Source organism: Acidiphilium sp. C61, from assembly GCF_905116885.1.
Taxonomy (GTDB): Bacteria; Pseudomonadota; Alphaproteobacteria; order Acetobacterales; family Acetobacteraceae; genus Acidiphilium.
This window is the reverse complement of record NZ_CAJHNI010000005.1, coordinates 1,202,594-1,215,095: the sequence shown is the minus strand read 5'-3', so window position 1 is coordinate 1,215,095 and position 12,502 is coordinate 1,202,594. Positions and strand designations below refer to the sequence as shown.

The following is a 12,502-nucleotide window of genomic DNA, read 5'->3' as shown; positions in this document are numbered from 1 at the left end:
CGTTAATAACGGGCTGTCAGCTGAACGATAACCTGGCGGTTTGTGTAAGGCCCCGGGGTCGAGGCAATGCGGATCGCATTGAGCTGCTGTCCGACGACCGACAGGGTGACATGGTTGGTGAGATGATAGGCCACCCGCGCGTCGAAGGTGAAATTGCTTCCGATCGTTACCGGGACGAAAGGCGTCATCGTCGTTGTTAAGGTGATGTCGCGATAGGAAGACTGCCAGCTTCCGTAGGCATCGAAATCGAAGCGGCCCCATGTGCGCCCGAGATGGGCGACCACGCTGTCACGTGGAACGGTCGAAAACAGATTGCTGTTGCTCGCGAATGCAATGTGGTAGTTACCGATCTTTCGGGCGAACGTGTCTTCGTAGGCGAATCCAAGCGACCAGCGCCAGCCCGATCTCGTATGGCCCTTCAGCGAGATTTCCCCACCCCCCGCTTCGGACCAGCCGGTATTCTCGGCCGCGAGGATCACCGAGGATGAGGATATCGGCGCAATGACACCGCTGGCCGGCGAACTGATGATGTTGTTGTCACGCTCGATGAAAAGCGCGGTATGGAGCGCCGAATGCAGGGCGGGAAGCTCCCGGGTCCAATCGAGTTCGGCGTTATCGACGATCATCGGGTTTAGATATGGATTGCCGGTCGCTCCCACCAGACCTAGCGGCCCCGTGCCTATTTGCAGGCCGGAATCGACCAGGCTTGGCGCCTGTACACCCTGGCCGAGCAGGAGGCGGAGCGTATCAACCGTCGTCGGCTTGTAAACGAGGCCGGAATTGAAGCTGAGTGCCGTGAAACCGCCGTGGCCGATCTGCTGTGCAGTCAGGCCGGAAGTCGGGATTGGCACGCCATCATATCCCAGCCAGAGATCATCAACCCGTACCGCGTTCGTCAGGGAGATTGAGGGAGCGAGGTGCCATGTCCAGGTCGCGTCGGCGGCGATGTCCTGGTAGCGGACTGTCCCGCCGAGAAAGCCAAGGGAATGCGCGGCGTTGTTTCGATATTCGAGGCTCAGCCTGATGACGTGATTGCGGGATGCCCTGATCAAATCAGTCGCTTGCAGGACATAGACGCGCTGCTGCATCAGATTGTTGGGCAAAACAAATAACGGAATTGCGATATTTGCCTGCAATCCGTTGCGATAGGCATTCAGGCTGATCCGCCCGATCCTGGTATCCGCATCAAGCTCGACCCTCTGCGAATTTGTATAGAGGAAGAGCGTGCTGAAAATCGGCGCGACAGTCTCGCTCGGGATCTTGCCGTAACTGTAGCTCAGGCTGGCATAAAGACTGACGCCGGGGCTGAGCGCCGTGCGCGTCGAAAGGTGAACCTCTTCGTTCTGGGGCTTGAGCAGCGAGACGGTGTCGGGACGTTGCAGGGCGGAACTGTATTTTGGTTCGGCCAGATAGCTTCCAGCCGAGAGGCGAATACCCATTCGCCCGACATGGGCAGTACCAACGAGGGAGGCTCCGTATTGGCTCTGGGTACCGCCGTATACGTCGGCTCTGTTCACCCGATCGTCGAGAGGGTCGTAGGTCACGATATTGATCACGCCGTCAACGGCGTTGAACCCATACAGTGCCGTCGCCGGCCCCTTGATAACCTCGATCTGCCGGATTTCCGAGAGTTGAACCGGAATCGAACTCCAGACGACGTGGCCGAAATCGTCGAGATAAACCTGTCGGCCATTCAGCAGCACGAGGAGGCGCGGATTGTATGGCTGGTTGTAGGTTCGAACCCCTATTTCGGGTGAGGTCATGGTATAGGGGCGCACGTTGAGTCCGACGACATATTTCAGAACCCCGGGGATCGAAATCGCTCCCGAATGCCTGATCTGTCGCTGGGTAATAATCACTACATTGGCGGGAGCATCGCTCGCGAGCTGAGGTGTGCCTGTTGCAGCCGCGGTCACGGGTGCGCCGAATACCTGTTCCAGCTGGCCATAGGGGAAGATCTGCGCATGGGCCCGTCCCATGAGAGCCAGAGAGGCGAGCAGGGCTACCTGAATGATCGCACGAGCCGATCTGCGATGTTGCTGCCGCATCATACTTCCTCGATCATCAATAACAACGCGGCAGCGAAACTCACTCCGGCGCGATGTGCGGCTTTCGTGTTCAGGACGATTGTCACCCGTTGTTGCGACACGATACCAAGCGTGCATGTTCCGGCCCGCACCCGCGCAACGTGCGAGGTAACACAAAGCGCGTGATGCGACGCCGATGCCGCTGCCACCTCCTGCATCGGCGTTTCATCGGCCGGGATTATGATCTCGAACTTGTCTGCCAACAGCCGGTTTGCCGGGACCGGAACCGGTCGGAGATGGGCGGTGCCTGTCATGAAGCCATGGCCGATCATTGCTGCGATCGCTTCAGCGTCGGCTTTCGACGCTGCATTGCCCGAGCGATACGCGATTGCAATGATTCCGTTGGCTTTTACTGCCGGGCGCAGGAATATCAACAGCTTGTTGAGAACCTTGATATCCGTTGCGGTAAAGGACGGCACGGACGATGGGGTCTGGCCATGGGCAGTCCCGGCAACAAGCGCCAGTCCGAGGGTCAGTGCGCAGACAAGCTGCACAGCTACGGCAGATTTGCGGTCCCGTGCTGGTCGCCGGTCTCTGCGCTCAAGCATGTGCGGCATCGCGGCATCCCTGGGCTTTGATGTAGAGGTCGAGGTCGTTGTCGCAGATCGGCGGGCTCAGGAAATTGCCCTGCATGAGATCGCATCCGCTGTCGCGCATCACCGTGAATTCGGTCGCCGTCTCGATCCCCTCGGCGGTCACGGTAAGGCCGAGCTGGCGGCTCATCGCCAGCACGGCCGCCACGATTGCCCGCGCACGGTCGCCATCCGCGATCCTGGCGATGAAGGAGCGGTCAATCTTGACTTTGTCGAACGGGTAGTGGTGCAGGGAGGACAGTCCGGAATACCCGGTCCCGAAATCGTCGAGGGAGATGCGCAGTCCGAGATGTTTCAGCTCCGCAAGCGCTTTGAGCGCCTGGGCGTTGTCATGCAGCAGCACGCCTTCGGTGACTTCGAGTTCGAGAAGATGCGCGGCTAGCCCGGCGCGGGTCATGGTTTCCGCCACCAGTCGAGGGAAGTCCTCCTCGGTGAGTTGCCGTGGAGACACGTTGACGGCCACCCAGTATCGCCCACCCCAGCTCACCGCCTGCTGGCACGCGGCATCGAGAACCCATGCGCCGAGCTTCACGATCAGTCCGGTTTCTTCGGCAATCGGAATGAACTCGTCAGGCGAGATGCTGCCGCGCGTCGGAGATGTCCAGCGCAACAACGCCTCGAACCCAACCAGTTGGCAGTCTGCCGTCACCACGGGCTGGTAGTTGATGGTGAGATCTTCGTGCTCGATTGCGGCTGACAGTTCCTGTTCAAGCACGCGCCGTCGGCGCAGCACGGTGTCCATGCCGGGCCGGAAGAAATAGTGCCGGTTTCGCCCGTCTGCCTTGGCGCGGTAGAGCGCGACATCGGCCTTGCCGATCAGCTTGTCGGCTTCCGTGCCATCTTGCGGTCCGAGCGCGATCCCGATGCTGGCCCCGATATTCACTGCATGACCGTCGATCTGATAGGGCTGGCTGATCGCGTGATTGATGCGCGTTGCCAGCGATCCCGCGATCTCGGGATTCTCGACGCGCGGCTGGAGGAGCACGAATTCATCGCCGCCAATCCGGCAAAGCAGATCGATGTCCCGGATATTGGACAGAATACGGGCCACGGCCATCTGGAGCAGCTTATCGCCGATCTGGTGCCCTAGCGTGTCGTTCACCGACTTGAAGCGATCGAGGTCGATGTAGAAGATTGCAAGTCCGGGGCCACCGGCACGAATTGCCGCGATCTCCCGTGCCAGCGCCTCCTGCAGCAACAGCCGGTTCGGCAGTTTCGTCAACGCGTCATGATGCGCAAGAAACCGGATTTTTTCTTCCGCGGCGCGTCGGCTCCTGATGTCGCGCAGCGCAGTGACCTGCGCCTTGTTGCCCCCGAAACTGATCATCTGCGACAGTGTTTCGACCGGAATGGATTCGCCGCCTGCCGTCATGATCGTGGTCTCGCCGGCATGCGGTCCCTCCAGATCGGCCCGGTCGATCGTTGCGAGTCCTGGCAGAAAGCGGTCGATCGGGCTGCCGACCAGCACCTCGGCGGGCCAGCCGAACAGCTTCGAACATACCTGGTTGATTTCGACGATGACGCCCTTGCGATGAATCAGCAGCGCCTCGAACATGTTGTCCGTCAGTTCGCGCAGGCGGGTGTTTTCGCTGGCGACCCTGAGCGCGTTCTGCCGGTCGACGCCGGCGCCGGCCAATGCGAATGTCAGCATCACGACGAGTTCTGAAACGAACACGAGTTGCAGCGGGTGCAGTGCAAAGGAGTTCTGCTGGCGTGTTGCCGTTACCCAGTCGGCAAATGGCAGAATCGCCGAGAGCGCGCCAAAAATCGGCACCACGACCGAAAATCCCAGTGCGGGAATGCTGAGCAGGGGGAAACTGTCCGGGCGATTCGCAAACCGGATTCCGACTGCGGCAAACAGGCCGCCGGCCAGCATCGTGACGACGACCCGGCTGAGTTCGTATGCGAGGGTGAAGGGCTGCGCGATGCCGCTGACGGCGGCAAACACCATGCACGACGCCCCCGCGGCAATCGTCGAACTGGCGAGCGCCATGTTCCGGCTGTTGCGCGTCAGGAACAGCGTGATGAACAGTGCGATAAACGCGCCGCCCGCCATGAAGCTGAAGGATTCGAGCCGTGCCGCGAGGGGGATCGCATCGCGGACATGCGGAAAGTAGATATGCAGACTGACCAGGAACACCAGCCAGCCACCGACCGCCGCCACCGTGCCGAGAAGGCCAACGAGGACAATTCGTCCCCGCGGCGGCATCCGCCCGGTGCGTGCTGCAATCGCGTAAACAACCCCTGCGGCGCCGATGCCGAGCAGCGGCGCCTTCATCAGATCCAGCAGGGGATGCGCACTCAGCATGAAGCCGGGTCGCGTTGCCGCACAGGCGCTTCGTTCCGGAAGCGCGCGGCCTGGACGATGACAGTCATGGCATTCTTGAACGGTGACAAATCAGAAAGCTTCGAGAATGATCCGGTAAAATCAGCCGACCTGAGAAACATGGACGAACCTGCCGCCGCTACGGATTGACTATATCAGAATCGTTAATGGCGAGTTTAGCGGGTATTTCCATCACTGCATCGGACTTGTGTAAATAAAAGATCAAGAGAATTATTTTGAGAATTTTAAATCAAAAAGATATTTCTCCGCTGTCAATTTCTCAAAAAAGCAACCAGCTCTTTTGTTAGCAAAAAATTTACCTAATCGCAATATTTGCCTCGCGCCGCGCGTCGTACAATATATTCGTTCATGCAAATAATGATGCCGGGTCTTCCCGGGCAAGACAGCCGGCCCGCCCCTCAAAGATATCCCGGAACGCTTGATGGGTCGCTTGATTGAGCCTGTCCCCAAGGTTACCCTGCCGTTCGAAGCCTCCCGTCCGCGCATGCCGGCCGCGCTCCGGGGCTGCGGGCATCAGCAAAACGATCCGGCTCAGGAGGCGCTTGGACTGATAATGCAAACAATCGCATCGAAAGCCTGCCGCTGGCTTTCCGTTGCCGGCATCCTGCTCGCGGCGTCGCTCGGTTCTGTCGCACAGGCGCGGAACCTCAACGTCGGCGCCGGGTATAATTTCATTCCTGGCTCCGCTTATGTCTCGCTCGGCTACCGCCATACGGTTCCTGGCCTGACCACGTTCGGCCTCGACGCTTTCCTGATCACCACCGGCAAGGAAGAGCGGGCGGTGCGGCCGGGGCCAGAATTCAGCCTCGACGGCCTGGTCTATCTTCCGGGGTATCCGCTCTTCGCCAAGTTCGGCGCGGTGGCCGGCTGGGGGAAATACGGGCTTGACGGCGGGTTCGGGGTCGATCTGCCGCTCGGCAGCTCCTGGTTCGTTCGCTTGCAGGATACGTACTTCACGGCAACCGAAGACCGCACCGGTGGCATGGAATCCGAAAACCTGATTTCCGCGGGCCTGCACTATCGGTTCTGAGCGGTTCAGCCGCGGCGGCGGGCGCCGCTCAGCAGCCGCTCCGCCAGCACCGCGACGATGATGACCGATCCGATCGCTGTGCCCTGCCAGTAGGGCGAGACGTTGAGCAGGTTCAGCCCGTTGCGGATGAACAGCATGACGAACACGCCGAACAGGGTGCCGATGATCGAGCCGCGGCCGCCGAACAGGCTGGCGCCACCGATCACGACCGCTGCGATCGCGTCGAGTTCCAGGCCCTGGCCGCCGATCGGGTCGATCGAGAGAATTCGCGACGCCATGAAGATCGCCGCAACCCCGCTCATCAGGCCCGAGATCACATAGGCCAGCACGCTCCATGTCCCGATCCGCAGCCCCGCGACCCGCGCCGCCTCGGCGTTCGAACCGAGCGCGTACAGCGTCCGCCCGCCTTTGGTATGGTTCAGGAACCACCAGCACAGCGCGTAACACGCGATCAGCACAAGGAAGTCCACCGGAATGTCGAACAGCGAGTCCGCCGAAAGCGCGCCGAGGCCGGCCGGCAATCCGCTGATCGAGTTCGCCCCGCTCAGCACATAGGCAAGGCTGCGCCCGATCGACATCATTCCGAGCGTGACGACGAAGGCGGCCACCCGCCCGTAGGTGATGATCAGGCCGTTGACCAGCCCGGCCGCGGCGCCCGCCGCAAGGCAGAACAGGAACGCAACCGGCATCGGGACATGGTGCAGCGAGAGGCCGAGCACGATCCCCGTCACCCCCACCAGGGAGCCTACCGACAGATCGATGCCGCCGATCAGGATCACCAGCGTCTGCCCGAGTGCCAGCAGCCCGACCACGACCGACTGGCTCAGCAGGTTCAGCATGTTGTTGAGGGTGAGGAAATACGGCGAGATCAGCGACAGCACCGCCATCACCGCGACGACGACGAGCGACATGCGCAGCTCGATCTGGGTCGCGAGCAGGGTGAGCAGCGTGCGGCGCGGCGCGGTACCGGTCTGCCCGGTGAGGGAAGTGGCGGGTCCGTTCATGGGGGTCATGCCTCGATCCTGGTCTCGTTTGGAGCGTCCCGCCGCTCGCCGAGCGCTGCGAGAATGTGTTGCGTCACCGCGGCAGCGTCGAAATCGGCCGGCGCCCGCCCGAAGGTCAGCCCGACAATCCCGAGGCTGTGGCCGCGCTTGCCGGAAATCGGCACCAGCAGGGTCGGGCGCGCGCCATCCGCGGCCCGGTGCAGTGCGCCGGCCGGCGCGCCCACCGCATGGGCGATTGCCGTTGCCGCGATTTCCGGAAAGCCACCGGTGACGAAGCCGGGATCGGCCGACGGATCGTCGCCCACCCTGTCGAAGCAGAACAGCCGGCCGCCCTCGGCGGCCATCCAGTAGGCCGTGCCGCCATACCGCGCCACCAGTTCCGCGAGCACGGTGTGGGTCTTTTCCGCCGAGCTGCGCGGTGCGGCGAACATGCCGAGCTTTTCGATATCAATCAGTTCCGCGGGCAGTTCCGCGACGCTTGCGCCATCGCTGAGCACGGCGATGCGGTCCGACACGCCGATCACTTCCTCGAAATCCGACGATACCACGACGCAGGCCACACCCTCATCGGCGATCCGGCGCAACATTGCGTAGATGCTGCTGCGGGTGCCGATATCGACGCCGCGTGTCGGTTCGTCGAGCAGTAGCAACCGTGGCGCGAGCACGAGACCGCGCGCCAGGATCACCTTCTGCTGCATGCCGCCGCTGAAATTGAGCATGTTGGCGTCGAGCAGGCGCCGTTCCGGCAGTTCCAGCCGTTCGAGCAGCGCGCGCACCGCGGCGCCGCGCGTGCCATAGCCGAGCGTCACGGCGGAGCGCGCGCCGAGATGCGCGAGCAGCAGGTTCTCGCGCACCGAGAAATCCGGCACGATCGCCTGGCCTCGCCGGTCTTCCGGGATGAGGCCGATACCCGCCCTTATCGCATCCCGCGGCGAGCGAGCCCGGAATGGTTTGCCGTCGAGCTCGATCGTGCCGGAGACCGGCTGGCGCAGGCCGAAAATCGTCTCGATCGTCTCCGAGCGTCCGGCGCCGACCAGCCCGGCGAGACCAAGCACCTCGCCGGCGCGAACCTCGAAGGAGACATCGCGGACCATCGGCGGGCAGCTCAGATGGTTGACCCGAAGGACGACCGCGCCATCCGTGCGCCGCCGGCTCCGGCCGCCGCGGTTGTAGATGTCCTGCAGCTCGCGCCCCACCATCAGGCGCACCAGCTCGCCCTGCTGCAAGGTTTCGGTGGCAAGGCCGCTGGCGACGATCCGCCCCTCGCGCAGCACCGTCACCCGGTCGGTGACGGCGAAAATCTCCTCCAGCCGGTGCGACACGAAAATCAGCCCGTGCCCCCGTGTGGCGAGGCTGCGCATCAGCCCGAACAGCTGCTCCGCCTCGTGTGGCGAGAGTGAAGCGGTCGGTTCGTCGAAAATGATGATCCGGCTGTCCAGCGCCAGTGCCTTGAGAATTTCGACCAGCTGGCGCTGGCCGATGCTCAGCTCGCTCACCTTCATGTCGGGCCGCAGCACCTCGCTCTGGCCGATCTCGCCGATCAGCGCCTGCGCCTGCCGCCGCAGGGCGCGCCAGTCGAGCCGGCCGGGCATCGCGATCCGCGGCAGCATGATGTTTTCGAGCACCGATAGATCGGGCGCGAGCGAGGTTTCCTGCGTCACCATGGTGATGCCGGCGCGGATGGCATCGCGCGCGCCGGCATGGCGCAGCCGTGCCCCGTTCAGCAGGATGTCTCCGGAATCGGGCCTGATATGGCCCGAGATGATCCGTGAAAGGGTCGACTTGCCGGCGCCGTTGGCGCCGACAAGAGCGTGGATTTCTCCCGCGCGGAGATCGAACGCGGCACCGGAAAGCGCCTGGGTAACCCCGAAACGCTTCCAGATGTCGCGCAGTTCGAGCAGGGCCACGGCGATCGCTCAGCTCAGGCCGAATGTCGTCTTGCGGACGATCGGCGCTTCCTTGGCGACATTCGACTTGTCGACCACGATGATCGGGATTTCGATCCGCTTCGGCGGGGTCGTGCCGGCGAAATGCTGGAACAGCGCCTTCGCCGATTCGGTGCCGAACAGGTAGGGCTGCTGCATGCCGGAGCCGACGATGGTGTCGTCCTCGATCATCTTGATGAATTCCGGGATGCCATCGAACGCGGCGACCTTCATCGTCTTCTGCCGGTGGGCGGCGTGGATCGCGCGCAGGGCGCCGATGGTCGGCTCGTCGGTCTCGACGAAGAGCCCGTCCATCTCGGGATGCGCGGTCAGCATGTCCTGCACGAACTTGAAGGTTTCATCGGCCGTATAGGTCTGCATCTGCGAGAGGGCGACGCGCTTGATCCCGGCCTCGTCCATCGCCTGCATGAAGCCGGCGGTGCGGTCCTTGCCGTTCTGGCGGGCGAGCGAGATCGTCACCAGACCCACCGTGTTCTGCTTGCGGCCGGTCGCCTTGAGTTCGGCGGCCAGCACCTTGCCGATGCCGTAGGCGCCCTTGCGGTTGTCGGAGATGACGAAGGAGAGATACTCGCCGCCCGAAGTGCCGATATCGGCGATGACGACGGGGATGCGCGCGCGGGCGGCGGCGGCGAGGACGGAGGGGGCGGTCGAGGTATCGGTCGGCGAGAGGATGATGCCATCCACATTCTTGGCGATCGCGTCCTGCGCGTTGGTCAGCTGGGTCTGCGCCGAGTTGTGGCTGTCATAGGTGACCGAGCTCGCGCCGTGCTTCTTTGCCTCGGCGGCGATGCCGTTGGAGAGGGTGCGCCAGTAGGGCAGGTCGAGCCCCGGGGTGATGTAGGCGAGGCGCTTGCCCTTGGCGAAGGCAAGGCCGGGCGCCATTGCCGCGGCAAAGACCGTCGGTGCGGCGAGTTTGCCGAGGGTTCGCCTCGTGATCAGGCGAGGTTTGGCGTGGATGATGATGTCGTCGGTCATGGTTTCCTCCGGTTTGTTTGGGATTGTCGGTTCAGCTGTTACCCGTTCGGGCGCGGGGCGGCGGCCTGCCGCCCTCGATCACGTGGCGGGTGGTCTGGTAGATCCGGTCGAGATGCACGTCGAAGGCGGCGACCACCGCCGCCTCGTCATGCCGTGTCAGCCCGTCGAGGATCGCCTCGTGATCGGCAACGCTCCGGGCCACGGCCTGCTCCTGTGCCACCGCGCGGCGGCGGATTTCCATCATGTGCGTGTAGAGATCGCTGACGAAATCGGCGAGCGCGGGATTGCCGCAGGCGCGATAGATCGCGAGGTGGAATTCGCGGTCGGAAATCAGGAACCGGACCGGGTCGGTCTCCGCCGATTTCTGCGTCTCGAGGCAGCGGCGCAGGAAGTTGAGATCGTCCTGCGTGATTTCCCGCGCCGCCGCCGCGACCACTTCGCGCTCGACCAGCATGCGCGCTGCATGAACGGTCTCGATATCGTATTCGTTGATCCGCCGGGTTTCGGTCACGCCGGGCGCCATGGGGCCGAGTTCGGTGCTGATCACCCGCGTCCGCGCGCCTTGCGATACCTCGATCACGCCGCGTGCCGCGAGGATCTGGATGCCGCCGCGAACGGTTTCGCGGCTGACCTGAAACGCCGAGGCAAGGTCGCGTTCGCTTGGCAGCGGATCCCCGACCCTGACGATCCCGGCAGCGATCAGCCCGGCGATCTTCTCGGCAACCAGCTCGCGCGTCGTCCGCCGCATGACGGAATCGCGCAGATCCGGCAGATGCCCGATCACGGAAAAGGCGCCTTGCGGCACGTCTGTTATCCTCCCGCTTGTCCACTGGCCCAGCCAGCAGACCAGCGGAGCAAACACCATTCGCCGATCACGGTCAAGCGAGGGTTTAACCCGCCCGGAGCCGAAATGCCCCGCCGCGTTTCGCGGCGGCGGCGGTCAGAGAATGTTCAGGCTGATCGGCAGGCGGACGACGATCTGTGCGGCGGGCGAATTGGGGCCAACGCCGATGCTGACCCCGACATTGAGGCTGGCATTATGGGTGATCTGGTAGCCGAGGCCGAAATCGAAGGCGCCCGCGTCATACGCCGTGCCCTTGATGCTCTGGCCGTTCTGCTGCTCGTCGAAATACTGGTCTTCCTCGTAGCCGACGCTGAACGACGCGCGGTTGTTGAGCGAGAAGCCCATGCCGAAGGACAGCCCGATACCGTTGCCCGGCTGCAGCTTCGCCTTTATCGGTGCGCCGCCACCGGGGTTCTGGATGCTGACGGTGCGGCCGAAATTATAGACGTATTTCAGATTGGCAAACAGGATCACCGGGCTGGTCGGATACAGCATCGTCAGGCTCGGCTGGAGCTGATAGAAGCCAGTGCCGGTCGGCAGGCGCTTGTCCACGCCTTGCAGATAGATCCCCTGGGGCGAGTTCGTGGTGAAGATCGGCACGCTGAACGGGCTCGTTCCGGTCATCGTCTTGAAGTTGAGGTTGGCCACGAAGGTCGGCACCGATTCCGAGCCGCTGTTGAGCTGGTAGCTGCCGCCGAACTGGACATCGCCGAGGTTGAAGGCGTGCGCCGAAACGGTCAGCGGCCCGACGCTCTGGCCGACCAGGACCGGCGAGGTGATCGTGGTGTTATACCCGGTGTCGAAGGGAATCCGCACATAGATGTCAGACCGTCCGGTGAGGCCGTAGCGCAGGGTGAGCTGCTCGGTGAGCAGATTTTCGTATACCTTGTTGATGTTGATGTTCCCGAAGGTGATGCCGGGAACGATGGTGAACCCGCTGACGTTCACCTGATTGCTGTTGTAATAGGAATATTGCAGCGACGGCTCGATCACGAGCGTCCCCTTCGGCGTCAGCACACCGCCGGACTGGGCGAGGGACGAGTTTGTTTGCAGCACGAGGTTGGCCCGCGCCTTACGGTTGGCGTCGGCCTGCTCGCGCTGGTTCGAGGCGGCAGCCTCGGCGGCCGGGGCTGTTGTCTCGCGCGGCGCCGCGGCCGGTACCGTAGTAGCCGGGGCTTGTGCGACGCGCCGGCGGGCGGGTGGCGGCGCGCCGCCGTTGAGTGCCGCGAGTTCGGCGCGCTCACGCCGGATCGACTCGAGTTCGGTGCGGATCGCATCCATCTGCGCGACCAGGCTCGATTTCTGTTTCTGCAACACCGCAGCCTGATGGTTCAGCCGGTCGTTCAGTTCACGGATTCGGGCGGCGGTCTCTGGCGTCGCGGCGTCTGCCGCCCCCTGGATCATAACGGCAAAACCCAGCCCACCGAGCATCGTCCGCGCGATCATGTGAATTCTGCTCATAGCATCCCCATCCCTGCGTTTCGTGCAGCGCCTTGCGCCCGGAAATATGAAAGTCCAGACAAAAGATGATCAATTCCTTATACGCATTTAATTTTTCCATACAATTATTCATTCACGCGCGAAAGTTCGGAATACGGGATTGGGTGCGGCTGCTAGAGCATCATCCGATCAGATGGAACCATCTGATCGGATAAAGATGCTCGATTTATCAATAT

At 62.9% G+C, this 12,502-nt stretch carries 9 protein-coding genes; 1 reads left to right on the top strand and 8 read right to left on the bottom strand.

The genetic code is table 11. The features are described 5' to 3' along the window. Positions 1-2: 2 nt before the first annotated feature. Genes HUW10_RS08470 through HUW10_RS08460 form a run of 3 tightly spaced genes read right to left on the bottom strand, consistent with a single transcriptional unit; the run spans position 3 to position 4,958 of the window. Positions 3-2,048, bottom strand: coding sequence for a TonB-dependent siderophore receptor (locus tag HUW10_RS08470; protein WP_217425392.1), 2,046 nt, complete (start codon positions 2,046-2,048; stop codon positions 3-5). Beyond that, positions 2,048-2,644: a hypothetical protein gene (locus HUW10_RS08465; RefSeq protein WP_174503092.1), complete on the bottom strand. Its 597-nt coding sequence runs from the start codon at positions 2,642-2,644 to the stop codon at positions 2,048-2,050. Before HUW10_RS08465 ends, HUW10_RS08470 begins: the two co-directional genes overlap by 1 nt. Then, positions 2,628-4,958: a bifunctional diguanylate cyclase/phosphodiesterase gene (locus HUW10_RS08460; RefSeq protein ID WP_174503091.1), complete on the bottom strand. Its 2,331-nt coding sequence runs from the start codon at positions 4,956-4,958 to the stop codon at positions 2,628-2,630. Before HUW10_RS08460 ends, HUW10_RS08465 begins: the two co-directional genes overlap by 17 nt. A 490-nt stretch (positions 4,959-5,448) precedes the next feature. Between HUW10_RS08460 and HUW10_RS08455 the strand changes: the two genes are divergently transcribed. Continuing rightward, positions 5,449-6,057, top strand: a complete 609-nt coding sequence (locus tag HUW10_RS08455; protein ID WP_174503090.1) for a hypothetical protein — start codon at positions 5,449-5,451, stop codon at positions 6,055-6,057. A 5-nt stretch (positions 6,058-6,062) separates the two neighbouring features. Here the strand turns inward: HUW10_RS08455 and HUW10_RS08450 are convergent, their stop codons facing one another. From HUW10_RS08450 to HUW10_RS08430, 5 genes are all read right to left on the bottom strand, one after another. Beyond that, positions 6,063-7,070 (bottom strand): ABC transporter permease, encoded by a 1,008-nt coding sequence (locus tag HUW10_RS08450; protein WP_201712602.1) that lies wholly within the window; start codon positions 7,068-7,070, stop codon positions 6,063-6,065. Then, complete coding sequence (locus HUW10_RS08445) at positions 7,067-8,968, bottom strand: sugar ABC transporter ATP-binding protein (protein WP_174503089.1); 1,902 nt, start codon at positions 8,966-8,968, stop codon at positions 7,067-7,069. Before HUW10_RS08445 ends, HUW10_RS08450 begins: the two co-directional genes overlap by 4 nt. Before the next feature lie 9 nt (positions 8,969-8,977). Next, a complete protein-coding gene (locus tag HUW10_RS08440) occupies positions 8,978-9,982 on the bottom strand; it encodes a substrate-binding domain-containing protein (protein ID WP_201712601.1) in 1,005 nt (334 codons plus the stop codon). 31 nt (positions 9,983-10,013) lie between these two features. After that, positions 10,014-10,787: a FadR/GntR family transcriptional regulator gene (locus HUW10_RS08435; RefSeq protein WP_201712600.1), complete on the bottom strand. Its 774-nt coding sequence runs from the start codon at positions 10,785-10,787 to the stop codon at positions 10,014-10,016. Between the two features lie 135 nt (positions 10,788-10,922). Next, a complete protein-coding gene (locus HUW10_RS08430) occupies positions 10,923-12,287 on the bottom strand; it encodes a transporter (RefSeq protein WP_174503087.1) in 1,365 nt (454 codons plus the stop codon). Positions 12,288-12,502 lie beyond the last annotated feature (215 nt).

Excerpts from the sequence above, each read along its gene's own strand:
- HUW10_RS08465 (WP_174503092.1), bottom strand. The coding sequence starts at position 2,644 with ATGCCGCACATGCTTGAGCGCAGAGACCGGCGACCAGCACGGGACCGC.
- HUW10_RS08450 (WP_201712602.1), bottom strand. The coding sequence starts at position 7,070 with ATGACCCCCATGAACGGACCCGCCACTTCCCTCACCGGGCAGACCGGT.
- HUW10_RS08455 (WP_174503090.1), top strand. The coding sequence starts at position 5,449 with ATGGGTCGCTTGATTGAGCCTGTCCCCAAGGTTACCCTGCCGTTCGAA.
- HUW10_RS08470 (WP_217425392.1), bottom strand. The coding sequence starts at position 2,048 with ATGCGGCAGCAACATCGCAGATCGGCTCGTGCGATCATTCAGGTAGCC.
- HUW10_RS08440 (WP_201712601.1), bottom strand. The coding sequence starts at position 9,982 with ATGACCGACGACATCATCATCCACGCCAAACCTCGCCTGATCACGAGG.
- HUW10_RS08430 (WP_174503087.1), bottom strand. The coding sequence starts at position 12,287 with ATGAGCAGAATTCACATGATCGCGCGGACGATGCTCGGTGGGCTGGGT.
- HUW10_RS08460 (WP_174503091.1), bottom strand. The coding sequence starts at position 4,958 with ATGAAGGCGCCGCTGCTCGGCATCGGCGCCGCAGGGGTTGTTTACGCG.